General features: G+C 74.6%; 19 protein-coding genes. 14 read left to right on the forward strand and 5 right to left on the reverse strand.

All coding sequences use genetic code 11. The annotated features are described in order from the left end of the window. The first annotated feature begins 9 nt into the window (after nt 1-9). The 11 genes from CRP52_RS38490 to CRP52_RS27185 all read left to right on the forward strand — a co-directional run bounded on the left by CRP52_RS38490 (nt 10) and on the right by CRP52_RS27185 (nt 16,314). Nucleotides 10-792 carry an enoyl-CoA hydratase/isomerase family protein gene (locus CRP52_RS38490; RefSeq protein WP_179852927.1) on the forward strand — a complete coding sequence of 261 codons (783 nt, stop codon included), beginning with the start codon at nt 10-12 and terminating at the stop codon, nt 790-792. Then, a complete protein-coding gene (locus tag CRP52_RS27140; protein WP_097238782.1) occupies nt 789-2,294 on the forward strand; it encodes a class I adenylate-forming enzyme family protein in 1,506 nt (501 codons plus the stop codon). The genes CRP52_RS38490 and CRP52_RS27140 overlap by 4 nt, the downstream gene beginning before the upstream one ends. Then, the gene (locus tag CRP52_RS27145; RefSeq protein WP_097238783.1) at nt 2,291-5,392 is read left to right on the forward strand and encodes an AMP-binding protein; all 3,102 of its coding nucleotides are present in this window, start codon (nt 2,291-2,293) and stop codon (nt 5,390-5,392) included. The genes CRP52_RS27140 and CRP52_RS27145 overlap by 4 nt, the downstream gene beginning before the upstream one ends. Nucleotides 5,393-5,429: 37 nt before the next feature. Continuing rightward, entirely contained in the window at nt 5,430-9,284 is a 3,855-nt protein-coding gene (locus tag CRP52_RS27150; RefSeq protein ID WP_179852928.1) for a non-ribosomal peptide synthetase, read from the forward strand. 38 nt (nt 9,285-9,322) lie between these two features. Continuing rightward, nucleotides 9,323-9,604: an acyl carrier protein gene (locus CRP52_RS27155; RefSeq protein ID WP_179852929.1), complete on the forward strand. Its 282-nt coding sequence runs from the start codon at nt 9,323-9,325 to the stop codon at nt 9,602-9,604. 8 nt (nt 9,605-9,612) lie between these two features. Further along, on the forward strand, nt 9,613-10,797 hold the full coding sequence (locus tag CRP52_RS27160) for an acyl-CoA dehydrogenase family protein (protein ID WP_097240374.1): 1,185 nt from the start codon (nt 9,613-9,615) through the stop codon (nt 10,795-10,797). Nucleotides 10,798-10,840: 43 nt separating this feature from the next. Next, the gene (locus CRP52_RS27165) at nt 10,841-11,605 is read left to right on the forward strand and encodes a TauD/TfdA family dioxygenase (protein ID WP_097238786.1); all 765 of its coding nucleotides are present in this window, start codon (nt 10,841-10,843) and stop codon (nt 11,603-11,605) included. 36 nt (nt 11,606-11,641) lie between these two features. Further along, on the forward strand, nt 11,642-13,114 hold the full coding sequence (locus CRP52_RS27170; RefSeq protein WP_097238787.1) for an MFS transporter: 1,473 nt from the start codon (nt 11,642-11,644) through the stop codon (nt 13,112-13,114). Continuing rightward, entirely contained in the window at nt 13,111-14,346 is a 1,236-nt protein-coding gene (locus CRP52_RS27175; RefSeq protein ID WP_097238788.1) for a cytochrome P450 family protein, read from the forward strand. Before CRP52_RS27170 ends, CRP52_RS27175 begins: the two co-directional genes overlap by 4 nt. 67 nt (nt 14,347-14,413) lie before the next feature. After that, nucleotides 14,414-15,742 carry a crotonyl-CoA carboxylase/reductase gene (ccrA, locus tag CRP52_RS27180; protein ID WP_097240375.1) on the forward strand — a complete coding sequence of 443 codons (1,329 nt, stop codon included), beginning with the start codon at nt 14,414-14,416 and terminating at the stop codon, nt 15,740-15,742. Nucleotides 15,743-16,128: 386 nt separating this feature from the next. Beyond that, the gene (locus CRP52_RS27185) at nt 16,129-16,314 is read left to right on the forward strand and encodes a hypothetical protein (protein ID WP_097238789.1); all 186 of its coding nucleotides are present in this window, start codon (nt 16,129-16,131) and stop codon (nt 16,312-16,314) included. A 35-nt stretch (nt 16,315-16,349) separates the two neighbouring features. On the opposite strand, the gene CRP52_RS27190 is transcribed toward CRP52_RS27185, so the two are convergent. Further along, the gene (locus CRP52_RS27190) at nt 16,350-16,736 is read right to left on the reverse strand and encodes a RidA family protein (protein WP_097238790.1); all 387 of its coding nucleotides are present in this window, start codon (nt 16,734-16,736) and stop codon (nt 16,350-16,352) included. 276 nt (nt 16,737-17,012) lie between these two features. On the opposite strand from CRP52_RS27190, the gene CRP52_RS27195 reads away from it, so the two are divergent. The 3 genes from CRP52_RS27195 (at nt 17,013) to CRP52_RS27205 (ending at nt 22,633) form a co-directional block, all read left to right on the forward strand. Next, nucleotides 17,013-18,020 carry a helix-turn-helix domain-containing protein gene (locus CRP52_RS27195; protein ID WP_179852930.1) on the forward strand — a complete coding sequence of 336 codons (1,008 nt, stop codon included), beginning with the start codon at nt 17,013-17,015 and terminating at the stop codon, nt 18,018-18,020. Between the two features lie 83 nt (nt 18,021-18,103). Next, nucleotides 18,104-21,157 carry a helix-turn-helix transcriptional regulator gene (locus tag CRP52_RS27200; protein ID WP_097238792.1) on the forward strand — a complete coding sequence of 1,018 codons (3,054 nt, stop codon included), beginning with the start codon at nt 18,104-18,106 and terminating at the stop codon, nt 21,155-21,157. A gap of 135 nt (nt 21,158-21,292) precedes the next feature. Then, the gene (locus tag CRP52_RS27205) at nt 21,293-22,633 is read left to right on the forward strand and encodes an MFS transporter (protein WP_179852931.1); all 1,341 of its coding nucleotides are present in this window, start codon (nt 21,293-21,295) and stop codon (nt 22,631-22,633) included. 40 nt (nt 22,634-22,673) lie between these two features. On the opposite strand, the gene dpgD is transcribed toward CRP52_RS27205, so the two are convergent. The 4 genes from dpgD to dpgA all read right to left on the reverse strand — a co-directional run bounded on the left by dpgD (nt 22,674) and on the right by dpgA (nt 26,873). Beyond that, nucleotides 22,674-23,492, reverse strand: a complete 819-nt coding sequence (gene dpgD / locus CRP52_RS27210; RefSeq protein WP_097238794.1) for an enoyl-CoA-hydratase DpgD — start codon at nt 23,490-23,492, stop codon at nt 22,674-22,676. Continuing rightward, complete coding sequence (dpgC, locus tag CRP52_RS27215) at nt 23,489-24,802, reverse strand: (3,5-dihydroxyphenyl)acetyl-CoA 1,2-dioxygenase DpgC (protein ID WP_257033140.1); 1,314 nt, start codon at nt 24,800-24,802, stop codon at nt 23,489-23,491. Before dpgC ends, dpgD begins: the two co-directional genes overlap by 4 nt. Before the next feature lie 95 nt (nt 24,803-24,897). Continuing rightward, nucleotides 24,898-25,608, reverse strand: a complete 711-nt coding sequence (dpgB, locus tag CRP52_RS27220; RefSeq protein ID WP_097238795.1) for an enoyl-CoA-hydratase DpgB — start codon at nt 25,606-25,608, stop codon at nt 24,898-24,900. Nucleotides 25,609-25,634: 26 nt separating this feature from the next. After that, complete coding sequence (gene dpgA / locus CRP52_RS27225) at nt 25,635-26,873, reverse strand: 3,5-dihydroxyphenylacetyl-CoA synthase DpgA (protein ID WP_097238796.1); 1,239 nt, start codon at nt 26,871-26,873, stop codon at nt 25,635-25,637. Nucleotides 26,874-26,937: the final 64 nt, after the last annotated feature.

Genomic DNA, 26,937 nt, shown 5'->3' on the forward strand with positions numbered 1-26,937 from the left:
GAGAACGTCGTGGGATTGATCGACATCGAGGACGTCGAAGGAGTCCGGGTCCTGACCCTGGCCCACGAGAAGCCGACGAATCCGTTCGGCAAGGAGATGGCCGAGGCCTTCATGGCCGCCGTCCGCGAGGCGGACGGGGACGACACCGTGGGCGCGATCGTCGTCCACGGCGGCCACGACCGCAGCTTCAGCGCCGGCGGGAACTTCAACGAGGCCCTGCAGCTGGGGACGGACGACGCCGTCAACGAGACCATCGACTGGTGCACCGACCTCTACCTGTCGGTCCTGGACACCCACAAGCCGACGATCGCGGCGATCGACCGCTACGCCGTCGGCCTGGGATTCCAACTGGCCATGATGTTCGACTGGAAGATCATGTCCACCCGGGCGAACCTGCTGATGCCGGAGCTGGAGCACGGCATCGGGGCCTCCATGGCCGCCACCATCCTCTCCACCAGCACCGGGTACGACATCGCCCGGCACGTCATCATGGGCTGCCGCCCGATCCCCGCCGACACCGCCCTGCGCTGGGGCATGGCCGACGAGGCCTGCGAGCCGGAGTTCCTGCTCGACCGGGCCCTCCAGCGGGCCCGGCGGATGGCGCGCTACCCCGAGGTCGCCTTCTCGGCCACCAAGCACGTGCTCACCGGCCGGATGCGGGCCGCCCTGGAGCAGAGCCGCGAGGACTCCAAGGCCGTGCACCGCCGGACCTTCGCGGCGAAGGCGATGCACGGGCACTTCCACAACGTGCTGGGCACGGAGGCCAAGAACGGGGCGAGTGCCGCCTCATGACGCTGTATCAGGAACTGCTCGGCGTCGCCCGGCGCCGGCCCGGGGCGACGGCCGTGGTGTCCTACGACGGCACCGAGGTCTCCTACGGACGCCTCGTGGAGCACGCCGACGCCATCGCCGAGCAGCTGGACGCCGACGGGCTCGGCTACGACCGGCTCGCCGCCGGCCGGCTCGGCTCCGTCCTCGGCCTGGCACTGGACGACCCGGTGACCTTCGTCGCCGCCTACTTCGCCGCCGCCAAGGCGGAGTCGGTCATCGTGCTGCTGGACGGCCGGGCGGCACCCGAGGAGACGGCCCGCCTCGCGGCCAAGTTCGACCTGGACGCGGTGCTGCGCGACGGCCCCGACGGCATCGGCTCCGTCACGGCGGAGCCGACCGCCCCGGGCCGCGACACGGACCCCACGGCGCGGCTGCCGCACGCGTACCTGCCCGCCGACTTCGTCGTGCACTGCACCTCGGGCTCGACCGGCGAGCCCAAGGGCATCGTGATGAGCCAGGCGGCCGTCCTGGAGCGGGTCCGCTCCTGGGCCGGCAAGGGCGCCCTGGGGCCCTCGGACGTGGTGCTGTGCGCGCTGCCGCTCTGGCACGGCCACGGCATCGACGTGCTGACGCTGCCCAGCCTGCTCAGCGGGGCCAAGGTCGTCTTCACCCGCGGCTCGCACCTGACCGGCCGCGGCCTGGCCCGCGCCATCGCCGACCACGAGGTCACCCTCGTCAGCGGCCTGCCGGTGATGTACCAGATGCTGGTCGCCGCCGACGGGGTCGACCCGGCGATGCTGCGCTCGCTGCGGCTCGCCCTCACCGGCAGCGCCCCCATCGCCGCCGACACCCAGGCGCGCTTCGGCGAGCGCTTCGGCCTGCCGCTGCGCCAGGGCTACGGGCTGGGCGAGATCGGCACCATCACCTACGACGCCGACAACGCGGGACCGGGCACGATCGGGCTGCCGCTGCCGGGGATCGAGTGGCAGCTGGAGCCGGTCGACGGCAGCGGCGGCCTCGACGGTTCCGACGGCTCCGACGGCGAGGAGCAGGTCTGCGAACTCCTGGTGCGTGGACCGGCCATGGCCCGCGGGTACTACCGCGACCCGGTGGCGGAGTCGGCGATGTTCGTGGACGGCTGGCTGCGCACCCACGACCTCGTGGTGGCACGGCCGGAGGGCTGGTACATCCGCGGGCGCAAGTCCACCTTCATCAACGTCACCGGCAACAAGGTCGCGCCGATCGAGGTCGAGACGGCCCTGCGCAGGTGCGAGGGCGTCATCGACTGCGGGGTCGTCGGGCTGCCCGACGGGGAGGGCGGCGAACAGGTCGCCGCGCTGGTCGTGGCCGAGCCCGGGTGCGACCCGGAGTCGGTCCGCCGGCAGGCCGGCGCGCACCTGCTCCCGTACCAGCTGCCCCAGCGGTACGGCTTCGCGGCCGCGCTGCCGCGGACCCCGGTCGGGAAGACCGACTACGCGGCGGTCAAGCGCGCCCTCCAGGAGGAAGGGGTGCTCACGGTATGACCACCGTGGAAGCCGCGGGCCTGCGATGTCCGGCCACCGGCAGCGAACGGGCGGCGCGGACCGCCGTGCAGTGGTGCGGCCGGTCGATGACGTACGGGCAGCTGGAGGCCGCCGTCGCCGCCCTGGCCGAGCGGCTGGCCGCAGCGGGCGCGGCGGGCGCGAGCGTCCTGGTCATGGGCCCGCTGTCGCCCGCGTACCTGGTCGGGCTGCAGGCCGCCTGGCGGGCCGGCGCGGTGCCCGTCCCGGTGGACGCCGGACTGACCGCGCAGCAGTACGGCTGGCTCGAACAGCGCACCTGCCCCGCCGCCGTGGTCAGCCACGACGCCACCCCGGCCGACCAGTACCGGGGGGCGAGCGGGGGAGTGACCGAGCTCGTCCTCGACTCCGCCACCGGGGCCGTCCTCCTCGAAGCCGCCCCGCCCACCGAACGGCCGGCCCGGCCGACCCGGCGGTTCCCGGACCCGGACGCCGGCTACGTCATCCCCACCTCCGGTTCGACCGGCGAACCCAAGGCCATCGTCGGCAGCCGGCACGGCCTGGACCTCTTCCTCGACTGGTTCCGCGAGGAGTTCGCGCTCACCGACACGGACCGCTGCGCCGCCGTCACCCGGGTCAACTTCGACCCCTCGCTGCGGGAGCTGTTCGGCGTCCTCGGCGCGGGCGGCGTGCTGTCGCTGCCGCCCGTCGACGCCCAGCTCGACCTGCCGGCGCTCGCCGACCACCTGGTCGACAGCGACCCGACGGTGGCCTTCCTGGTGCCGTCCATCGCGACCCGGCTGGCCGAGGAACCGCGGCTCGGGCCGGCCGCACTGCCCCGGCTGCGGCTGCTCTTCTTCGCCGGCGAGGTCCTGGGCCGGCGGGTGGTGGAGCAGTGGGCCGCCATCGCGCCCGGCGCCGAGATCGTCAACCTGTACGGCCAGACCGAGGCCACGCTCGCCCAGCTGTACCGGCGCGACGTCCAGGACCTCGACCACGGCGACGCGCGGTCGATCCCCGTCGGGGTGCCGCGCCCCGGCGTCCGGGTGGACCTGCGCGACCCCGACGACACCGGGGTCGGCGAAGTGCTCGTCACCTCACCGGCGCCCGCGCTCGGCCTGCTGGGCGCCGCCACCGGCGACCGGCACGAGCTGACGCCGTTCCCCGTCCCGCTGCCCACCGGCGACCTCGGCCGCCGGAGCGAGGACGGCGCCCTGGTGATCGTCGGCCGGGCCGGCAACGACCTCAAGTTCGGCGGCCGCAGGGTCTCCTTCCAGCCGCTGATCGACGACATCGAGGCGCTGCCCGGCGTGCGGCAGTGCGTGGTCGTCGACCACGGGGGCCCGCAGCTCTTCGTCACCACCGTGCCGGGCGCGGCACCCGCCGAGGACCTGCTGGCCGCCACCGTCCACGGGCTCGGCCGCGGCCGGCGGCTGCCGCGGTTCACCCTGCGGCTGCGGGCGGACCTGCCGATGCTGCGCAGCGGCAAGATCGACCGGCGGGCCCTGCTGGCCTCCCTGGACCGGCTCGCCGCCGGGCCGGCCGAGGAGACCGCCGCGGCCGAGGGGCACGAGGTCGAGCAGCACCTGCACGCCCTGCTGGGCACCGACGAGGGCACCCTCAGCCTGGTCGACGCCGGGGTCTCCTCGCTGGACATGCTGGCGGCGGTGTCGAGTGTCCACCGGGCCTACGGAGTGCGCCTGACCGTCGCGGAGTCCTTCGGGCTGCGCGACGTTCCCGCGCTGGCCCGCGAGATCGACCGCCGCCGGCGGCCGCGCGGCGGCGCCGTCGGCACCGACCGGGTCTCCCTCCCGGCCGCGACAGTGGCGGCGCCCGAGCGCTACCCGCTGTCCTCCCGTCAACTGGCCTACATGTGGGTCTGCATGGCGGGCGGCAACGCGAACTGGTGCAACATCTCCCGAGAGATCCCCCTCCCGCACCGGCCCTCCGAGTCGGAGCTCGGCGAGGCGATCGGGCGGCTGCTCGCCCGGCACGACGTGCTGGGGCTGGCGCTCGCCCCCGGCTGGCAGGAGCAGACCTGGACGGCGCCGGAGGAACTGTCCTGCGCCGTCAGCGTCGTGGACACCGACGCCGCGACGGACACCCCGGCCTTCCGCGACTGCGTGCAGGCCACTCGGACCGCGCTGGTCGCCGAGCCGATCGACCCCGAGGCCGCGCCCGCGATCCGGGCAGCGCTCGTCCGGGGGAGCACCGGCAGTTCGGTCGTCCTGGTGGCGCACCACCTGTTCGTGGACGGGCTGGGGCTGGACGTGCTGGCCGGCGAGCTGCGGGCCGCGCTGTCCGGCGGGCCGGAGGTCGGCAGCCTCGACGGTGGCGAGGACTCCGGTGTGGACTCCGGTGGGGACCGGGACGGCGGCGGCTACCGGGCGTTCTGCCTGGCGACGGCCCGGGAGACCGAGCCGGGCCCGGCGGCCGCGTACTGGCGCAGCCTGCTGGCCGGCGCCACCCAGGTCGAGCTGCCCGAGGCCACCGGCCCCGGAACGGAACAGGGCGAACTGCTCTCCCTCCCGCTGGGCGCCGTGTGCACCCGCCGGATCCACACGATCGCGCAGGAGTCGGGCGTCTCCGCCTTCACCGTCGCGCTGGCCGCCTTCGAGCGGGCCGTCGCCGACACCTTCGGCCTCGACCGCCCCGCCGTCATCGTGGTGAGCCAGAACCGCGGCGACAGCGACGCCGCCGTGGTCGGCAACTTCACCACCAGCCTGATCGTGCGCGGACCGGGCGCGGCCTCGCTGCGGGAGAACATCGGCGCCATGGCGAGCCAGCTCGCCGACGGGACGCGGTACGGCGACTGGGAGTTCGACCAGCGCATCGCCGACCTGGGACTGGCCGCGACGAGCCGCTTCCCGCTGTCCACGGTCCTGTTCAACCAGCGGCCGATGCCGCGGGACCTGCGGGCCCGCGACCTGGGGGCGTGGAGCCCGCGGGCACTCGGCCGTGCACTGCGCTACCAGCTGCAGGGGGAACTTCAGATGTCCGGGCCCGAGATGGTCATGACGTACTACTACCGCAAGGGGATCTCCGGCGCCGACGAGATCGGGCGGGTGCACCGCGCACTGCTGCGGGCGATCCGCTCCGGCGAGGAGGCGACCGGTGCCTGAACACGCCGTGCCTGAACACGCCGTGCCTGAACACGCCGTGTCCGAACACGCCGAGCTGCCGGCCGGGACGGCGGCGGCGGACCACGGGCTCGGCCCGCTCCAGCGCGCCTACCTGGTCGGCGACCAGGACGGGCTCGAACTGCGCGGCCCGGCCCGGTACTACCTCGCCTGCGAGCTGCCGGTGTCCGCCGTGGACTCCCTCCAGCAGCGCCTGGACCGGCTGGTGCGGGAGAACCCGATCCTGCGCACCCGGGTCGGGGCCGACCTGACCCGGACGCCGGTCACCGAGGAGCCCGTCGTCCCGGTCACCGTGCTGGACGCGACGGAGGCCGCCTTCGACACCGTCGACGGCGCGGTCCGGGACGAATTCCGCTCGGACACCCTGGAGTTCGACGCCTGGCCCCAGCTGAAGGTCACCGCGGTGCGCTCCGGAGGGCGGGCCCGGCTCCACCTCGTCTACGCGCTGTGGCTGATGGACGCCGCCTCCCTCGCCCGCTTCCTGCGGGCGCTGGCCGGCGAAGGCATCGACGGCGAGCCGGCCGACTCCGTACCGTCCGACTCCGTACCGGCCGACGCCGAGGCCGGAGCCGCCCAGCCGGTCGGCCGGCGGCGGCGGGAGCGGGACGAACGGTACTGGCGCGCCGTGGCGCCGACGCTGCCGGAGACCGTCGAGGCACCGCTGCGCCCCGACTGGCGGCACGTCGGCCGGGCCGTGACCCACCGGATGCTGCACCTCGACCGCCCCACCGCCGAGGCCGTCACCCGGCGGGCCCAGCAACACGGCCTGACCGTGCCGATGGTGCTCCTCACGGTGTACGGGGCGCTGCTCGGCAGCGTCGGCGGCGGCCGGCCGCACACCGTCACCCTGGTGCGCTCCCAGCAGGACCCGGCCGCGGGCGACGGGCGGCTCGGCAACCACGGAACCCCCCTCCCGGTGGCGGTACCGGCGCTGGAGGGACGCGACTTCGTCTCGCTCGCACGGGAGGTGCAGGGCCGCGTCCTGGAGCAGTCGTTGCACTCCTCGCTCAGCGGCCCCGAGATCGCCCGGCTGGCCGACCCGGCCGGCGACCGGCGTCGGCTGCTGTACCCGTTCGCGTTCACCGCGACCGAACTGGACACGCCGGGCGAGGCCGCGCTCGGCCTGCAACGGGACTGGGACACCCTGCAACTGCGGGTGCCGCAGGTCCTGGTGGACCACCAGGTCGGCGTGGACCGGGACGGCACCATCCGGCTCGGCTTCGACTGGCGCACCGACGCCTTCGACGAGGGCTTCCTCGACGACTTCGTGGACCAGTACGCCCGGGCCGTCGAGCGGCTGGCGGCCGACGGGGCCGACTGGACCCTCCCGGAGGAGCCCGCCCTCCCGGCGGCCGTCCGCCCCGAGCGCCCCCGCCCCGCGCTGCACGGCGACGCGACGCTGCAGCAGCGCGTGCTGGCGACCGTCGACCGGACCCCCGACGCGCCGGCCGTCCGGGACGCCGACGGCGTGCTGACCTACGCCGAACTGGCCGACGCCGCCGCCGAGGTGGCGCAGCGGCTGACGGCCGCGGGCGCCGTCGTCGGCGACCACGTCGCGATCCACCTGCCGCGCGGCCGCGGCCAGGTGGTGGGGATCCTCGGCGCCCTGCTCGCCGGCTGCGTGTACGTCCCGCTGGACTGGAGCCTGCCCCCGGGCCGGCTCGACCGGATCACCCGCCAGGCCCGGCTGCGCTTTGCCGTGACCGCCGGCGAACCGAAGACCGCCGACGAACGGAAGACCGCCGAGGGCTGGCAGCAGCGCGGCGTCGAGCCGATCGCCGTGCCCACCCAGGCGGAGGCCGCGGCCCGCGGCGGGCGCCGGCTGCCGGAGCGCGGTGCGCCGGACGTCGCCTACGTGATCTTCACCTCCGGCTCGACCGGGGAGCCGAAGGGCGTGGTCATCCGCCACCACGCGGTGCTGAACACCGTCGACGCCGTCAACGACCTGGTCAAGCTCGGGCCGTCCGACAGCGTGCTCTCGGTGTCCTCGATCGGCTTCGACCTGTCGGTGTGGGACGTCTTCGGCCCGCTGCTCGTCGGCGGCGCGGTGGTCATGCTGCCGGAGGACACCGCGCGCACCCCGTCGGCCTGGACCAGGACCGTCACGGAGCACGCGGTGACGGTCTGGAACTCGGCCCCGGCGCTGGCCGCCCTGCTCGCCGAGGAGGGCGCCGCACTGCCGTCGATCCGCTCCTACCTGCTGAGCGGCGACTGGATCCCGCTGAACCTCCCCGCCGGGCTGGAGCGGCTGTCCCCCGGGGCGGAGGTGACCAGCCTGGGCGGCGCGACCGAGGGCTCGATCTGGTCGATCCACCACCGGATCACGCCCGCCGACTGCACCGGCCGGTCGATCCCGTACGGGAAGCCGCTGGCCGGCCAGGACATCCTGGTGCTGGACCCCCGGCGCGGGGTCTGCCCGGACTGGCACATCGGCGAGATCCACATCGCGGGCGACGGCGTCGCCGACGGGTACCTGAACGACCCGGAGCGCACCGCGGAGGCCTTCCTCGACGACCCGCAGCACGGGTGGATCTACCTCACCGGCGACCGCGGCCGTCGCGGCCCGGACGGCGTGGTGGAGTTCCTCGGCCGGGCCGACACCCAGGTCAAGGTCAACGGCTACCGGGTCGAGCTGGGCGAGATCGAGGCGCAGCTCAACGCCATGGAACACGTGGGCCGCAGCGCCGTCTGCGTCCCGCCGGACGGCGGCGGCGTGCTCGCCTACGTCACGCTCGCCGCCGACGCCCCCGCCGACTGGCGCGAGCGCAGCCTCGCCGCGCTGCGCGACCAACTTCCCTCCTACATGGTGCCGTTCGCACTCGTCGACCTGGACGAGATCCCGCTGACCGCCAACGGCAAGGTCGACCACCGCCGGCTGCGCTCCGCGGCCCCGCCGCCCGCCGCGCCGGCCGCGGCCGCCGCGCCGCTCGACCGGGGCCCGCACGCCCAGGAGGTGGCGGCCTGCTGGACCGAACTGCTGGGCCGCCCGCCCGGCACGGAGGGGTTCTTCGAGTCCGGCGGCTCCTCGCTCGACGCGATCCGGCTGCTGTCGATGCTGCGCGGCAGGTTCGGGTACGACATCGCCTTCGGTCGCTTCCTCGCCGACCCGACGGTGACCGGACTGGCGCGGCTGTGCCGGACCGGGCGCGGCTCGGCGAGCGAGGCGGTGTGGAGCTTCACCCCGCGCCCGGTGGCCGAGCCGCGCGGCCGGGTGCTCGTCTTCCCGCCGGTCGGCGGGGGCGTCGCCTGCTACGCCGGACTGGTCCGCAGCCTGCCGGGCGACCTCGACGTCCACCTGCTCGGCTTCGACCGGCCCTTCGATCCCGACGCGGCCCCGACGCTGGCGGCGGCCGCCCAGCAGTGCCTGCGGCACCTGGAGGCCCGGATCGAGGACCCGGAGGTGCCGTGCGTGTTGGTCGGCTGGTCCTTCGGCGGTGCGCTCGCCGCCGAGGCCGCGCGGGCCTCCTCGTACCCGGTCACCCGGGTCGTCGTGCTCGACACCCCGGTGTCGGAGGCGGCGCGCCGCTGCGCGGACTCCGACCCGGCGATGGTGGCCGAGTTCGTGGAGGACATCCGGCGGGCGGGCGGCGTGGTGGCGTCGGAAGGCGACGTGGCCGGCGACCCGGCGCTGCACCGCAGGTTCGAGGTGTACCGGCAGAACATGCTGCTGCTGCGCGACTGGCAGCCGGGCCGGGTGCCGGTCCCGCTCGTCCAGTTCCGGGCCGCCGAACGGCCGGCCGAGCCGGACCCGCAGGCCTGGCGGGAGTGGGCGCCGACGGTGCGCACCGTCGCGCTGACGGGCGGGCACTTCGACGTGTTCGAGCCGGAGAACGTACGGCGGGTCCAGGACGAGATCGAGGGCGGATGGCAGTGACGGCAGTGAACGAAGCGAACGAAGCGAACGAGCCGAACGTGACCGGCACGATCGTGGACCAACTGGCGCGGCAGGGCTACCGGATCGCTCCCGAGGAGTACGAGGCGGACCTGGTCGGCGCCGGGGTCAACTCGGTGAACCTGGTCCGGCTGCTATCCGTCCTGGAGGAGGAGTTCGACGTCGAGTTCGCCGTCGCCGAGCTCTTCCGCGAGCCGGTGACGGTCGCCCGCCTCGCCGCGGAGATCCACGCGCAGATCGGCGAGCCGATCGACGCGGAGGCCGACGCGCAGACCGACGCGCAGCGGGCGGTGCGCAGGTGAGCGCCGCGGTGACCGCCATCCGTCCCCTGCGGCTGCTGGTCGAACGAGCCGGAGAGATCGCCGAGTTGGCCGGCCGTCAGGCCGAGAAGGCCGAGGCCGCCCGCACCCCGGACCTCGACGTCGTCACCGCGCTCGTCGCGGCCGGGGCCGCCCGCCACTTCGTACCGGCCTCCTTCGGCGGCTCCGGCGGGACCTTCGCGGAGCTGAAGCAGGCGGCCGTCGTCCTCGGCGCGTCCTGCCCGGCGACCGCCTGGTGCACGGTCGTGGCCGGGCTGATGACCCGCACCGCGGCCCACCTGCCGCCCGCCGGGCAGCAGCGGCTCTGGGCGGACGGGCCGGACACCCTGATCGCGGGCGGGGTGACGCCCCGGGGCAGCGCCGTCCCGGTGGCGGGCGGCCGGCTGCTGTCGGGCGCCTGGCCGCTGGTCTCCTCCTCGGAACGGGCCGACTGGATCCTGCTGTTCGCCCTCGCGGGGAACGACAGCGCCGCCGCAGGGGAGGGAGCCACCGCGGGCGGGGCCGCCGCCGGGCCGCTGGTGTGCCTGGTGCCGCGCGCCGAGGTCCGCATCGAGCGGACCTGGGACGACGTCGGGATGCAGGCGACCGGCAGCCACACGGTGGTCGTCGAGGAGGTCTTCGTCCCGGAGGAGCTGACCTTCCCGGTCGCCGTCCTCGCCGACCTGGACGCCCCGCAGCCGGGCCCGGACGGCCGTGCGGTGCCGCTGCAAGCCGTGAACACCTTCCTGTTCTGCCTGCCGATGCTCGGCGCCGCCCGCGGCGCACTGCGGCACTGGCAGGAGCTCACCTCGGCCAAGCTGCAGGCCCGCCCGGCCGGTTACGACCCGGTGGTCGCCCACCTCGCGGACGTGCTCGCGCGCAGCTCCGCCGAGATCGACGCAGCCGACCTGCTGCTGGACCGCATCGCGCAGCTGATCGACACCGCGCCGGCCGTCACCCGCGCCCAGGTGGCGCGCAACCAGCGGGACTGCGCCTTCGCGGCCGAACTGCTGGTCGGCGCGGTGGACCGGCTGATGCGGGCCTCCGGCGCCGCAGGCCACAGCACCGGGTCCGTCCTGCAGCGGCTGTGGCGCGACATCCACACCGCGGGCTCCCACGCGACGCTCCAGTTCGGCCCGGCCGCGGCCGGCTACGCCCGGACGGAGCTCACCGGCGGCCGGACGCCGAGGGCCTGACGCACCGTCACCGACCGTCACCGATCCGCGAAGAAGGGACACCATGGACCCCACCACCGACATGCGGCTCGCCGCCGCCGACGCCCGCTGCGGCCGGGCGGCGCCCTCGCCGTACCTGGAGAAGCTGCAACGCCACGGCTTCGTCGTCCTGGAGCCCGAGGGCCCGGACCAGATGTCCCTGGAGGACATCATGGCGCCGCTCGGCGAGGGGGCGGCGTACGGCTTCGGCAGCCAGCTCATCCAGGAGCAGCGGCCCGGCACGGACAACTCCCAGTTCCGCACCGGCGCCATCCCGATGCACGTCGACGGGCACCTGAACGCCAACAAGGTCAGCTACATCGGGCTGGAGTGCCTGGAAGCCCCGTACGAGGGCGGCGAGACGCTGGTCGCCGGCAGCGCCGCGTTCTTCGCCGCCGCCCCCGCCGACCTGGTGGAGACCCTGCGCGGCCTGGAGATCGAGTACTGGTCCCGGGTCTCGGGCTTCTACGTGGAGCGGCCCGACGGCAACCCGGTCGTGGCGCCGGTCCAGGTGGACCCGGTCACCGGCGGGGACGCCCTGTGGGTCGGACTGGACTACCCGCCGGACCCGGAACGCAACTTCGGTGCGGCCGTACGCGGTTACACCCCGGAGCAGAGCACCGCGTTGTTCGAGGTGCTGGACCGCTGGCTGACCGCCCCCGAGGTGATGTACCCGCACCGGTGGCAGGCCGGCCAGGTGCTGGTCATGGACAACCGGCGGGTCGTGCACGCGCGCGCGGCCTACCCCGCGGACTCGCCGAGAAAGCTGCGCCGCATCTCGGTCGGTTGACGCCCGCTGGTACCGCCCCCCTCTCGGAGTCTCCCCATGTCTGATGTCGCAGCGCTCCCGGCCACCGGAACCGGCCGGGACGTCCGCCCGCTCCGCCCCGGCATCGTGCTGGCCACCCTGCTCAGCTGCCAGTTGCTGATCGTCCTCGACGTCACGGTCATGAACGTGGTGCTGCCCCGCATCCGCGCCGACCTGCACTTCGGTGCCACCACGCTGCCCTGGGTCCTCGACGCCTACACCCTGGCCTTCGGCGGGCTGTTGCTGGTCAGCGGCCGGGCGGGCGACCTCTTCGGCCGGCGGCGGCTGTTCATCACGGGTGTCGCCCTGTTCACCGCCGCCTCGCTGGCCGGCGGCCTGGCACAGTCGCCGGGCTGGCTGCTGGGCGCCCGGGTCGCCCAGGGCGTGGGCGCCGCCATGGCCGGGCCGAACGCGCTGGCCCTGCTGAACACGGTCTTCACCGAGCCGAAGGCGCGGATGCGCGCCCTGGCGCTGTACTCGGGGATGGCCAGTGCCGGCTTCGCCGTCGGACTGATCCTCGGCGGACTGCTGGCCCAGTGGCTCGGCTGGCGGGCGGTGCTGTTCATCAACGTCCCGCTGGGCGTCCCGGCGGTCCTGCTGGCCTGGCGGTACCTGCCGCTCGTGCCGCGGCGGGAGGGCCGGCTGGACCTGCTGGGCGCGCTGACCGCGACGGGCGGGGTCGCCGCCCTGGTCTACGGCTTCATCCAGGCCGCGACGCACGGCTGGGGCGGGCTGGGCATCGACCTCTCGCTGCTCACGGGCGCGGCCCTGCTCGTGGCCTTCGTCCTGGTGGAGCAGCGGGCGGCCCAACCCCTGCTGCCGCTGGTGCTGTTCGCCGACCGCGACCGCGCCACCGCCTACGCCAACGTGTTCGTCGGCTACATGGCGAGCATGTCGATGTTCTTCGTGCTCTCCCTGTTCATGCAGGACGTACGGGACGCGGGCCCGCTGGCGACCGGGTTCGCGTTCCTCCCGACGGCCGTGCTGATGTTCGCGATGATCCGGCTGGCGCCCACACTGCTGCGGCGCTTCGGACCGAAGCCGGTGACCATGACCGGCACCGTGCTGCTGCTCGCCGGGCTGCTCCTGCTGACCCGACTGACCGTCGACACCGGCTACTTCCCGCTGGTGTTCGTGGCGACCGTGCTGATGGGCTGCGGCACCGGCCTGGGGCTGATGCCGCTGGCCGTGATCATCATGGCGAAGGTGCCGTCCAGTGCGGCCGGGTCCGCCGGCGGCGCGATGCAGACCATCCAGCAGACCGGGGTCACCCTCGGCGTGGCCATCCTGACCACGGTGTTCGGGGCGTACTCCCGGGACGCGACCGGGACCCCGAAGGACGCCATGGTCAGCGGCATCACCGCAGCGTTCGCCGCCGCCGCCGTGATGGCCGCGCTGGCGTTCCTGGGGACCTTCGCCTTCCGTTCCGCGAAGGCGACTGCGACGGCAACTGCGGAAGCAACCGACTCTTCGAAGACGGGAGACCGATGAGCAGCACCGTGAACGCGGACTCCGTACCCGCGGACTCCGTGCACCGGCTGACGGAGGACTTCTTCCAGGACCCGCACGCCGAGTACCGGCGGCTGAACGAACTCGGCCCGGTCCACCGGGTGGAGTTCCCCAGCGGCGTGCGCGCCTGGCTCGTCACCGGCTACGAGGAAGCCAAGCAGGCCCTGACGGACCCCACCGTCAGCAAGGAGCTCTACGGCCCGGCCGGCGAGCTCGCGCAGGCCAACGGCAACGCCGTGCTGCGGCTCGACCCGCCGGTCAACGACCACATGCTCTACTCCGACCCGCCGCGCCACGCCCGGCTGCGGAAGACCGCCATGAAGGCGCTGTCCAGCCGGGTGGTGCACGACTTCACCCCCAGGATCGAGCGGATCGCGCAGGAACTGCTCGACGGCATCGAGGGCAAGGAGACCGTCGACCTGCTGGCGGAGTACGCGTACCCGTTCTCCTGCACCGTGATCTGCGAGCTGATCGGCATCGACGCCGCCGACCGCGGCGAGTTCGAGAAGTCCCTGACCACGCAGGTGTCCACCGCGGACGCGGCCGAACGGCACGCCGCGGCCGCCGCCTTCGGGAACTACGTGAACCGCCTCATCGACGCCCGGGAGCGCACGGGCGGCAACGACCTGATGTCGGAGCTGCTGGCCCCGGCCGACGACGGCGACCGGCTCGACCGGCGCGAACTCGTCGCCATGGTGAACGTCATCCTGCTCGGCAGCCAGGAGACCACCTCCGGTCTGATCGGCAACGCGGTCCTGATGCTGCAGGACCGCCCCGAGCTGCGCGCGCAGCTGCTGCGGGAGCCGGGCCTGACGCCGGCGTTCCTGGAGGAGGTGCTGCGGTACGAGAGCTCGGGGAACATCTCCAGCTACCGCTTCACGACCGCACCCGTCCGGATCGGCGGGCGGACCATCGAGGGCGGGCAGATCCTCCTGGTCGCCGTGGCCTCCGCCAACCGCGACCCCCGGCAGTTCGACCGGCCCCACGAGCTGGACCCGCACCGCGCGGACAACCGGCACCTCGCCTTCGGCCACGGCATCCACCGCTGCCCCGGCGCCGCCCTGGCCCGGGTGGACACCCGGATCGGGCTCTCCGCCCTGCTGAACCGCTTCCCCGACCTCTCGCTCGCCGTGCCCGCCGGTGAACTGCGCTGGCAGCCGAGCCTGATCGCCCGCTCGCTGGTCTCCCTGCCGGTCCGGCTGGGCACCGCGTGAACCCCGTACAGCGAACCGCGTGAAAGCCCGCACACACCACAGACACCGCAACGACAGGACGGACATGATGGACGAACTCGCCCGCGCCGTGGTGACAGGAGCCTCTCCCGAGGTCATCGAGCGCACGCCGCTCCCCGCCGAGTACCTGGCCGCCCACCTGAGAATCGAGGACGTCGGCCTGTTCTCCGGCCAGGAGGACAAGGACGTCCGCCAGTCGATCCGGCTGGGCCCGGTCCCGATGCCGGAGCTCGCCCCCGACGAGGTGCTCATCGCGGTGATGGCCTCCGCGCTGAACTACAACACCATCTGGTCGGCGACCTTCGAGCCGCTGCCCAGCTTCAACTTCCTGCAGTACTACGGCAAGCAGGGCGGTTGGGCGGCGCGGCACGACCAGCCGTACCACGTGATCGGCTCGGACGCGGCCGGCGTGGTCGTGCGGGCCGGCAGCGGCGTGCGCAACGTGAAGATCGGCGACCACGTGGTGGTGGCGACCGCGCACGTCGACGACCAGGACCCGGTCACCCACGCCGACGGCATGCTCGGCGCGGAGCAGCGGGCCTGGGGGTTCGAGACCAACTTCGGCGGCCTCGCCCACTACGCGGTGGCGCGGGCCAGCCAGCTGCTGCCCAAGGCCGCCCACCTGAGCTGGGAGGAGGCGGCCGTCAACCCGCTGTGCGCCGGCACGGCCTACCGGATGCTGGTCAGCGAGCGCGGCGCCAACATGCGGCAGGGCGACGTCGTGCTGATCTGGGGCGCGGCCGGCGGACTCGGCGGGTACGCCGCCCAGTTCGTGCGCAACGGGGGCGGCATCCCGGTCGGGATCGTCAGCTCGGACGAGAAGGCCGACATCGCGAAGCGCCTGGGCTGCGAGCTGGTGATCGACCGGCGCGAGATCGGGGAGCTCTCCGCCGACCCGGAGGTCACCCTGAAGGCGGGCAAGCGCCTGGGGCGGATCATCCGGGAGAAGATCGGCGAGGACCCCAACATCGTCTTCGAGCACGTCGGCCGGGACACCTTCGGCGTCTCGGTGTTCGTGGCCCGGCGCGGCGGCACCATCGTGACCTGCGGGTCCAGCACCGGCTACCAGCACACCTTCGACAACCGCTACCTGTGGATGCGGCTGAAGAAGATCGTCGGCAGCCACGGCGCCAACCTGCACGAACAGTGGCAGACCAACCGGCTGATCCAGCAGGGCCGGATCTTCCCGATCATCTCCGGGGCGTACCCGCTGGAGGCGGTCGGCGAGGCCGCCCGCGCAATCCAGCAGAACCGGCACACCGGCAAGGTCGGCATCCTCTGCCTGGCCCCGGAGGCGGGCCTCGGCGTCACGGACGGCGGGCTGCGGGCGCGGATCGGCGAGGAGCGGGTGACGCCGTTGATGGCGGGCACCCGGTGATCGACGACCGCTGCGCGGCGGCCGTCAAGCCGCGCGCGGCAACAGGATCCTGACCACCCGCGAACGGCGGTGACGGCCGGGGCGACGGCCGGGAACCGACTGTCGCCCCGGCCGTGACCATGCGGCGTCGAATCCTTACGGCTTCCTCATGACGTGCCCGTACGGTCCGGCCCGTGGCAGAGAAGCGGGTGGGAACGGGCGTACGGAGGACCGGGCACGGGGCGCGGCTGATCGGCATCAGCGTGATCGCCGGTGTGGTGGCGGCGGGCATCGCCCTGTCCGCCAGTACGTGAAGAACGTGTTCGTCGACGAGGCGGGGGACGATCCGCGGAAGGTCGCGGAGGCGCAGCGGCAGACGGTCGGCCGCGCGGCGCTACAACCCCGAGATGGCCGGCGCGACCGTCGTCAGCGACACCGACAACCCGAAGCCCCTGGACGGCCGGCGCATCGGCGGAACGATCGTCCCCCAGGCCTTCGGCGGCACCCTCGCCGGGCCCGTCCGGCGCGACGCCCTGGATGGCGCCCTCGCCGACACCCCGCCCGGCGTCTTCCCGCCGGTCCGGCTCCCGTAGGGCCTGTCCTGGCGGACATACGGATCCACGCCGGGTCAGTGGTCGGGGAGGGCGGCGAGGGCGTCGATCTCCACGAGCATTCCGGAGAGGAGGCCGACGATCACGGTGGTGCGGGCCGGAAAGGGCTGGCCGAGGAATGCGGCGTAGGCGGCGTCCATGGCGGGGAAATCGTGCGCGTGTGCGATATGGACGCGGACCATGATGACGTCGGCGAAGCTCGCTCCCTCGGAGCGGAGAATGGCCTCGATGTTGCGCAGTGTACGAGTGGTCTGTTCGGCGACTCCGCCGGGGACGAGTTTTCCGGTCGCCGGGTCGGTGCCGCCCTGGCCGGCGACCTGGAGGAGGGTGCCGCGGCGGGCACCCTGGGAGTAGCTGCCGACCGGGGTGGGGGCGGAGGGGGTCTGGACGGCAATTCTGGACATATAGCCGTTTGTAGCCGTGGAGTCGGGGTGGCGGCAAGGAAGCGGGGGCTTCCGGATCCGGACATGGCTTGTTGCAGACACCTCAAGTCCGGTGTGCGAATGGATGATTATCGGGTTGTTACGGGAATAGCGCCCGGATCCGGACGGATCGGTCGACGGGCGGGACACCGAGCCCGGAATTCGACGATCAAGGTGCGGGTATTGCGGAGGTCTCGACTCCGATGTTAGGCATAGAGAAGATCGGGTTTATCAGGGATGTGTCACGGGGGTTTCCTGATGCTTGAACCGTTCGGCCTCGGGCCGGAAAGCGAAAACCTCTACCTGACGATGCTCCGCAATCCCGCCACGGACATCGCGCGGATCGCGGGCAGCCTCGGGTGGGACCAGAACCGGACGGCGGCCGAGATCGCCAAGCTCGCCGGCCTGGGCCTGCTTCGGCCCTCGTACGACGCCCCGGACACGCTCTACGCGGTCAGCCCGGAGGTGGGCCTGCAGGACCTGTTGACCCGGCAGCGGGTCGAGCTGGCGCGCAGCCGCAGTCGGATCGAGGAGGGCAACGCGGCGCTCCAGGTGCTCCGCAGCGAGTTCGCCGACCGGCGGCTGACGACGATGGACGTGGAGGAGTTCACCGGCACCGACACCGTCTGCGACCAGGTGCGGCGGCTCTCCCGCGAGGCCCGGCACGAGATCCTGGCCTTCGTGCCGGGCGGGCCGCAGCCCCCGGAGGCGCTGGTGACCAGTCGGGACGCCCACCAGGACCTCCGCTCGCGCGGGGTCGAGGCCCGGTCCATCTACCTGAACACCGCCTGCAACGACCCGGCCACCCGTGCCCATCTGCGCTGGCTCCAGGAACGCGGGGTCGAGGTCCGGACGACCGCGCTGCTGCCGCCGTGGATGATCCTCTTCGACCAGGAGCAAGCACTCCTCTCGGTGGACCCGGACGACGCGCAGGGCAAGGCCGCGATCCTGCTCTCCGGCCCGGGAACGGCCGCGATCGTGGCGCTGGCCTCGCTGTTCGACCAGTCCTGGCAGCAGGCCGCGCCGTTCGGGGCACCGGACCGGGAGCGGGAGGCCGGCGACACCCGGGTCGAACTGGCCGGGGACACCAGGGCCGTGCTGCAACTGCTGCAGGAGGGCTACACGGACGAGCAGGCCGGTCGCAAACTGGGCATCTCCAGCCGCACGGTCGGCCGGATCGCGGGCAAGCTGATGACCCAACTCGGCGCCCGGAGCCGGTTCCAGGCGGGGGCGCTGGCCTCGCGCGAGGGCTGGCTGGACCCGTGACGGGCTGGTCGGTGACGAGCGGGTCGGACCGGTGACGGGCGGGTCGGAGCAGAAAGGAGCGGGTCGGTGAGGGGCGCGGTTCGTTGATCACCTCCGGCGCCCGTGCCATGCTCGACGCCGTGCTGCGACGCCGGACCGGGACCGAACTCGTCGGGCGGGACGGCGAACTCCGCGACCTGCTCGGCGCGTTGGCCCGTGCCGGGGCCGGAGAGCCCGGGGCGGTCCTGGTGTCCGGTGAGGCGGGCATCGGCAAGACCCGGCTCATCACGGAGTTCGCGGCCGCCGCCGGGCGCGAAGGCGCGCTGGTCCTGACCGGACGCTGCGTGGACACCCGCTCGGCCCTGCCGTACCTGCCGTTCGCCGAGCTGGTGCAGCAGGCCGCGGCGGCCGGCCGGCTGCCCGAACTTCCCGAACCTTCCGAACTACCTGAACTTCCCGAACGGCGCGGCGCGCTCAGGCTGTTGACCGCCGGGCCGACGCCCGAGGACGAGCGCTCGGGCGCCGGCCGGGTGCGGATGTTCTCGGCGGTGCAGGCGGCCGTCCGGGAGCTGGCGCGGGAGACCCTGGTGGTGCTGGTGGTCGAGGACCTGCACTGGGCCGACCGCTCCAGCCTCGACCTGCTGTCCTACCTGCTCTCCCGGCCGGGCATCGGGCCGGTACTGACCGTCGTGAGCCACCGCAGCGACGACCTGGGCCCGCACCACCCGCTGCGCCGGGTGCTGGCCGAGCTCTACCGGCTCCCGCGCGTGCACCGGCTCCGACTCGCCCCGCTGACCGGGGAGAAGACCCTCGACCTGGTCCGCGCCCTGGCGGCCCCGGAGACCGGACGGCCACCGCTGAGCGCCGCCGAGCTCGAACGGATCGCCCGGCGCTGCGACGGAAACCCGTTCTTCGCCGAGGAGTTGGTCACGGCCGGGACGAGCGCCCTGACCGGTGGCCTGTCCGAGGTGCTGGCCGCCCGGGTCGACCACCTCGCGGACCCGACCCGGCTCCTGCTCCGGGCCGCCGCCGTGATCGGCCACCCGACACCCGCCGGCACCCTGGGGGCGCTCGCCGAACTGGACGGCGCGAACCTGGACGACGCACTCCAACAGGCCCTGGACCACGGCGTGCTGATCCCGGAGTCACCCCCCACGACCGCCCCGGCGGCCCGCACCGCCGCCGTCCGGCACTTCGGCTTCCGCCACGCCCTGCTGCGCGAAGCGGTGTACGACCGGCTGCTCCCCGGCCCGCGCGCCCGCCTGCACGCCCGGTGCGCCGCCCTGCTGGAGCAGGCCGGCGGCAGCGCGGCGGACACGGCCTTCCACGCGCTGGCCGCGCACGACCTCCCGCTGGCGCTCGATGCCAGCGTGCGCGCCGCCCGGGACGCCGCGCACCGGGGCGCCTTCGGCGAGGTCCTGGCGCACGGCGAACGCGCCCTGGAGCTCTGGCCGGCCGTGCCCGATGCGGCCGCCGTCACCGGGGCGAGCGCCGTCGGCCTGACCAGGCTCGCCGCGATGGGCGCGGGCGACAGCGGCGAACCCGAACGGGCCCTGGCGCTCCAGGAGAAGGCCGTCGAACTCGCCGAGGCGGACGGCGATCCGGCGGTCGCGGCCGCGACCCGGCTGCGGTACGGGCTGCGCCTGCTGGAGTTCCCCGGCCGGGCCGAACGGGCCGCCCGCCAGGCCGAGATCGCGCTGCGCCTGCTGGCCCCCGCACCGCCGTCCGCCGACCGGGCCTGGAGCCATGCGCTGCTCGCTCGCGCACTGCACCGGCTGGGCCGGGCCGAGGAGGCGGCCGAACAGGCCGCGAGCGCCGTCCGGGACGCCCTGGCGGCGGGTGCGCAGGAGGCGTTCGCGCCCGGCACGGACCCGTACGGGCCGGAGTGCGACGCCCTGGGCGCGGAGGCCGACGCGCGCATCACGCTGGCCTTCGCCGGGCTGGGCCGCCCCGGCGCCGCCGCCGTCCTGGCCGACATGCGCCAACACGGCGGTGTGTCCGGGCACTTCGGGGTAGAGCTGCGCGCCCACTACGGCCTGGGGCTGACCAGGCTGCTGGCCGGCGACCCGGCCGGGGCGGTGGCCGAGTTCGCGGCCGGCGAGGAGCGGGCCGACCGGACCGGGACGACCTGGAGCGAGTACGGGCTGCGGCTGCGGACGGCCCGCGCGCTCGCGCTGTTCCGGGCCGGCGACTGGGCCGGGGCCGACCGGGCACTGCGACCCGAGCACGTCCCGGGGTCGAAGCTGATCACTCGTCAACTGGACGCTGCCGCAACGGTGCTGGCAGCGGCGAGGGGTGAGGAGGTGGCCGGGCTCGGCGACGGGGCGCTGCCCCCGCACCTCGCGCTGCTCGCCGCCCAGGCGCGGGCCGAGGCGGCGCTCTGGCAGGGCCGGCCGGAGGCGGCCGCCGACCTGGTCCGCCGGGCGCTCGACCGCGACTGCGGCGAGGACTCGGCGGCCCGACGGGCCGAGGAACTGCCGCTGTGCGCGCTGGGCGCGACCGCCCACGGCCGGCTCGGCGACGCCGACGGGGTGGCCGCGCTGGCGCGGCGGGCCCGCTCGCGCGCCGGGGACGCGCCCTCCCGGGGCTGGCTGGCCTGGATCGACGCCGAGCACCGGACGGCGCTCGGCGAGGCCACGGCCGAGCAGTGGGCCGAGGTCGCGGCGGCCTTCGCGCCCGCGGCCTTCCCCGCCCCGGAGGGGATCGGTGGCGGCGACCGCTACCGCCGGGCGCAGGCGCTCTGGCGGCGGGCGGAGGTGCTGGTCCGCACCCGCTCGGCGGGCGCCGGCCGCCGGGCGGGCCAGGCGCTGCGGGCGCAGTCCGGCGCCGACCTGGACCAGGCCGGCCGGATCGCCCGTCGCCTCGGTGCGGCGCCGCTGCTGGCCGCCGTCGAGGACCTGGCCGGCCGGATCGGCGTCCGGTCGCCGGCGGCGCCGCAGGCAGCGGACGGCCCGCTCACCGGCCGGGAACGGTCGGTGCTCGCCCTGGTGGCCCAGGGCCTCACCAACCGGGAGGTCGGCGAGCGGCTGTTCATCAGCGAGAAGACCGTCAGCGTCCACCTGACCCGGGTGATGGCCAAGCTCGACGCCGGCAGCCGGACCGAGGCGGTCGACGCCGCCCACCGCCGCCGCCTGCTCGGCCCGCCCCCGCAGCCCTGAGCGCACGCCCTTACCCGCCCCTTACCCCGCCCCACCGGCGCCCGCCCGACACGACGTGATCTCCCGATGTGTCGGCCGCCGTACGGCCGAAGACTGGTCCGCGCCCGCGCTCGCTCTGCACAGGGGGAAGCACCGATGAAGGAACTGCTCGCCGACGTCACACCGCTGCGGCGGTCCCCGGCGTTCCGGAGACTGTTCGTCGGCCAGTGCCTGACCATGGTGGGCAGCCAGGTGACCCAGGTGGCGGTGCCCTGGCAGGTCTACTCGGCCTCCCACTCCTCGGTCGCGCTCGGCCTGGTCGGCCTCGCCGCCCTGCTGCCGATCGTCGTCTTCGGCATCTACGGCGGGGCGATCGCCGACTCGATGGACCGGCGCCGGCTGATCCTGATCACCTCCACCGGCTCGGCGGCGGTGAGCGTGGCCCTGACCGTCCAGGCGCTCGTGCACACCGACAGCCTCTGGGTGCTGTACGCCTGCGTCACCGTCCAGGCCGCGTTCTTCGCGATCGACCTGCCCACCCGGCGGGCGCTGCTGCCCCGGCTCGTCGCACCGGAGGACCTGCCCGCCGCCAACGCCCTGCTGCTGCTGGTCTTCACCGTCGGCATCGTCGGCGGCCCGCTGGCGGCCAGCGCGGCCGTCTCGCTCGGCGGGTACGGCGCCGCGTACGCGGTGGACGTGGTGTGCTTCCTGCTCGCCATCACCTTCATCTCCGGGCTGCCGTCGGTGCTGCCCGAGGGCGGCGGACGCCGCGCCGACCTGTCCTCGGTGGTCGAGGGCATCCGGTACCTCAAGTCCCGCCCGGTGCTGTGGATGTGCTACGTCCTGGACCTCAACTCGACGGTCTTCGCGATGCCCACGGCGCTGTTCCCGATCCTCGCGGTGGAGCGCTTCCACGGCGGCCCCGAACTGGCCGGCTACCTCTCGGCGGCGCTGGCCGCCGGCGCCTTCCTGGGCTCGATGTTCGGCGGCTGGATGCCCAAGGTCCGCCGGCTCGGACGGGCCGCGCTGCTGGCCGTGTTCGCCTGGGGCCTCTCGCTCGGGGCGCTCGGGCTGGCCGGCTCACTGTGGACGGCGATGCTGCTGCTGGCGGTCGCCGGTTACGCCGACACGGTGAGCGCGGTCGAGCGGTCCTCGATCCTGCAGCACGAGACGCCCGACGAGCTGCGCGGCCGGACCTCCGGGGTGCTCACCGTGGTCGGTGCCGGCGGCCCCCGGCTCGGCGACGTCCGGGCGGGCCTGGTGTCGGCGGCCGTCGGGCCCGCGGTCGCGGCGGTCTCCGGCGGGGTGGCCTGCGTGCTCGGGGCGCTGGCGCTGGCCAAGGCGGCACCCGAGTTCACCCGCTACCGGATGGCCGAGCCGAAGCCCGCCGAGCAGGGCACGGGAGGGCAGGGCACGGCCTCCGAGCAGGGCGCGGCCTCCGAGCAGGGCGCGGCCGCACCGGATTCCGCCCAGGCACCGGCGCTCGCCGACGACTGAAGGCGCCCGAAGACGCCCGAAGGCGCCGGAAGTCGGCTTCCTACTCCGGGCTGTCGGCGGGCAGCCCGGTCCAGTGGGGTTCGCGCCTCTCGGCGAAGGCGCGGGGCCCCTCGATGGCGTCCCGGCTGTGGCGGCGCCGTTCCTCCCAGGTGAAGCGGGTGCCGAAGGCCTCCGGGAGCGGCATGTCCAGGGAGGCCAGCGCCGCCTCCTTGATGGCGTAGAGCGACAGCGGCGCGCCGCGCAGCACGTCCTGCACCCAGGCCTCGGTCCGGGCGTCGAGCTCCCCTGGCGGCGCGACCTCGTTCACCAGGCCGAAGCGCAGCGCGGTGGCGGCGTCCAGCCGGCGGCCGGTCAGCAGGTGGCCCATCGCGGCCTTCAGGGGCAGTTGGCGGACCAGCCGGAACACGCCGCCCGCGCCCGGCATCAGGCCCAGACCGGCCTCCGGCAGCGCGAAGACGGCGCGGTCGGAGGCGATCACCAGGTCGCAGGCGAGGGCGAGTTCGAAGCCGCCGCCGAGCGCGTAGCCGTCCACCCGGGCGATCACCGGTTTGACCAGTCCGAAGCGCTCGGTCAGCCGCGGGTGGCCGGGCAGGCCGCGGCTGCCGAAGGAGCTGCGCGGCGTGCCCTCGGCGTCGAGCCGGGCGCGTTCGCGCAGGTCCTGGCCGACCGAGAAGGCGCGGTCGCCCGCGCCGGTCAGCACGGCCACCCGGATCCGGTCGTCGGCCTGGACGTCGTCCCACACCTCGGCCAGCTCGGCGTGGGTGCGCAGGTCCATCGCGTTCAGGACCTCCGGCCGGTTGACGGTGACCCGGGCGACGTGCCCGTCCTTGGCGTAGAGCACGCGCGGGGGTTCGGTCACGGCGCCGCCGTCTCCGGGTTCGACGGCTGCGGGGCGGAGCGCGCCGAGAAGCGGCCGACCTTCGCCAGGACGTCCTCGCCGAACAGCCGCAGCGCCTGCTGGAGGGCGAACTCCGCCATGTAGAGGCGGAACGCGTCCTGCGGCTCCTCCGCCAGGTTGAGCATCCGCCGGTTGGTGAGCACCGCCGGGCCGCGTAGCGCCCGCAGGGCCCGCTCCACCGCCGCGTCCACCTCGGCGGGCTCGACCACCTCGTCGGCGAACAGCCGGGCGTCCGGCTCGGCGGCCCGGATGCGGCGGCCGCCGAGCACCAGCGAGCGGGACTGCCGGGCGCCCATCGCCCGGCCGAGGCGGAAGTTGGCCGCCCCCGGGACGATGCCCTCCTGGGCGGCGGGCACGCTGAAGAAGGCGTCGGCGGCGGCGATCACGTGGTCGAAGACCAGCAGCAGCTGTGCCCCGCCGCCGATCGCGAAGGTGTCCACGGCGGCGACCCACGGCTTCTCCACCGTCCGGCGGTCCCAGCGCGGGCGGCCTGCGGGGCCGTCGTCGGGGCCGTCGGCGGGGAGGATGCCGCGGATCAGCTTGTGGATGTAGCCGAGTTCGCGCCGCAGCAGGAAGTCGACCAGCGGGATGCCGCCGCCGTGCAGGGCCTTGAGGTTGATGCCCGCGCTGAACACCCGCCGGCCCGCGTACCGGGGGTGGCTCATCACGCCGCCGCGCAGCAGGCCGACCTCGGTGCCCGGGTCGAGCAGGGCGAGGTCGACGGCGGTCTCCATGTCCTCGACCTGGCGCGGGTCCTCGGCGTTGAGGCAGTCCTCCCGCACCATGGTGAGCCGGGCGGCGCCGTCGGTGCGCTCGATCCGGACGGAGCCGAGGTCCGCGCGGCCGGTGGCGGTGAACTCCGGCAGCAGGGCCAGGGCGCGGTCGGTGGGGCGCAGCATCGCGTCCAGCAGGTGGGGGCCGGCCGTGGGCGAGGCCAGGACGTGCCGGAAGAACAGGCCCTGGTCGATCTCCCGGCCCTCCTTCTCGGCCTGCGGGAGGGCGTGTTCGGCGGTGAGGGCGTCGGCGCCGGGCACCAGCCCGGGGAAGGCGAGGGCCGCCGCGGCGGCGAGTTCGCCGATCCGCAGGTGTGCGGTGCGGCCGGCGGTCAGTTCGTCGTGGACGGCGTCGACGTGGGCGGTCAGGAAGGCGTGGCGCAGGGTGCGGGCCTCGTCGTGGGCCTCGGCCGCGGCGGCGCGGTCGGCGTCCGAGCGGCGGCCGGGCGGGCGCAGGACGGCGAGGCGGGCCTCGCAGCGTTCGGCGGCGAGGGCCAACGCCTTGCGGGCGGCGGGGAGTTCACCCCGGACGGCGGCGAGCTCCGCGGCGAAGCCGGCCGCGTCGGGTACGTCACGCACGTCGGTCACGTCGGTCACGCCGTCCCCCCGTCCGCGGTCCGGCGCAGCACCCGGTCGCAGGCGGCCAGGTGCACGCCCAGCGCCTCCTCGAAGGAGACGGTGCCCGCGTCGAACATCAGCTGGCGCCGGATGGCGAGTTCGGCCCCGCAGAGCCTGCCGGCCGGCGTCCCGGTCGATGCGCCGAGCCGTCCCAGAGCGGCCGACAGCGCGCCGGGCACGTCGTCGGAGACCTCGTCCACCAGCTGCACCGACCGGGCCCGGAAGGCGTCGATCGGCTCGCCGAACAGCAGCGCCCGGCGGACGGTCGCCACGCCCGCGCCCTGCCGGGCGAGCCGGTACAGGGCCATGCCCGGCCAGGTGCCGCTCGCGCCGCCGGTGGTCACCGGCATGACCAGCCGGGCGGTGGTGGTGGCGATCCGGTAGTCGGCGGCGAGCAGGGCGTCCAGGGCGGTGCCGCCGCAGTCGCCGTCCGCCACGGCCACGGTGAGCGCGGGCAGGCGCTCCAGCAGCCGCAGTCCGCGCTCCCACTTGCTCACCAGGCCGACCGTCAGGCCGTCCGTCCAGCCGGGGCCCGGCGTGCCCGCGACGCGCAGCACCAGCCGGGCTCCGGGGCCGTGCTGGACCCGGTCGCAGGCCTGCGCCACGGCGGCCACCGAGGCCGCCGACAGCGGCTGCGTGCCGTCGATCGCGAGGGTCACCACGTCCGTTGCGGTCGCGTCGTCCATCTCCGTCGCCCTTCCCGTTCCGTCGGTCACCACTGCACCAGCGCCGTCTCGATCGTCGAGCCCGGGCCCATCGTCATCAGCACGCCGTACTCCCCGGGCTGCACGACCCGCTCGCGCAGCAGCCGCTGGTACGAGAACAGGAAGGAGCCGCTGGAGAGGTTGCCGTAGTCCCGCAGGACGCCCGTGGTGTGGCGGACGTCGTACCGGGTGAGGCCGAGGTTGAGCCGGACGGCGTCGATGACCTTCTTGCCGCCGGAGTGGACCAGCCACTGGGCGACGTCGCTGCGCCGCAGGCCCGCGCCGGAGAGCAGGCCGTCCACCACCCGCTCGGCGTTGGCGCCGACCACGTACGGGATCTCCGGGTCGAGGAAGAAGCTGAACCGGATCTGCTCGTCGTCCCAGTCGTAGCGCATCGCGCCGAGGGCGTCGGTGATGATGTGGCTGGCGAAGGAGAGGATCCGCGGGCCCGGCGCCCGGACCGGCTCCGCTGCGGGATCCCCGGCCGGGGTGGCCTCCTCGCCCGCGACCACGGCGATCGCCGCCGCACCGTCGCCGAACAGGCTGTTCACGACGGCGGTGCGCATGGTGTCGTCGAAGGCGTACGCGGCCGAGCAGGCCTCGGCGCAGACCATCACGGCGACCTGCCCGGGGTGGGCGGCGGCCCAGGCGGAGACCGCGTTGAGGGCGTTGAGCCCGGCGTTGCAGCCCATGCCGACGACGTCCACCCGGTGGCAGTCCGGGGCGATCCCGAGTTCGCGGATCAGCAGGGCGGTCAGGCCGGGGGTGAGGTAGCCGGTGGTGGTCACGCAGCACAGGTAGTCGATGTCGGCGAGGCCGAGTCCGGCGTCGGCGAGGCAGTCGAGCAGGGCCCGCGAGCCCATGTCGACGGCCAGCCGGCGGTGCTTGGCGAGCAGTTCGCCCTGGGACTCGGGCTGGCAGCGGCCGTCCTCGTCCCGGGGCGGGATGGTCAGGTAGCGGCGTTCGATGGCGCTGTTCAGGAAGACCGAGCGGACCTTGGGGTCCTCGATCCGGAAGATGTCGAGCAGTTCGCGCTGGCTGTACGAGTCTGCCGTCACCGCCGTGCCGACCCCGGCGATGCGCGGCGCGGCCGGGGCGCGGCCCGGCCGGCCGGGCCCGGCCAGCACCGAGGGCCGGCTGTGGCGGCGCACGGCGACGGCAGGGGGCGGCACGGCCGTGGAGCCCGCCGTGTCGTCGCGGACGTCGGCAGGGTCATCGATGGCGGCATCGACGGTGCTGAGGGTCATCGGAGGGTCCATCCCCACTGGCGGCGGGTGCCGCGCGGTGTACGGGGGCTGCGGATACGGGGTG

This window comes from Streptomyces sp. 1331.2 (assembly GCF_900199205.1).
Lineage (GTDB): Bacteria > Actinomycetota > Actinomycetes > Streptomycetales > Streptomycetaceae > Kitasatospora.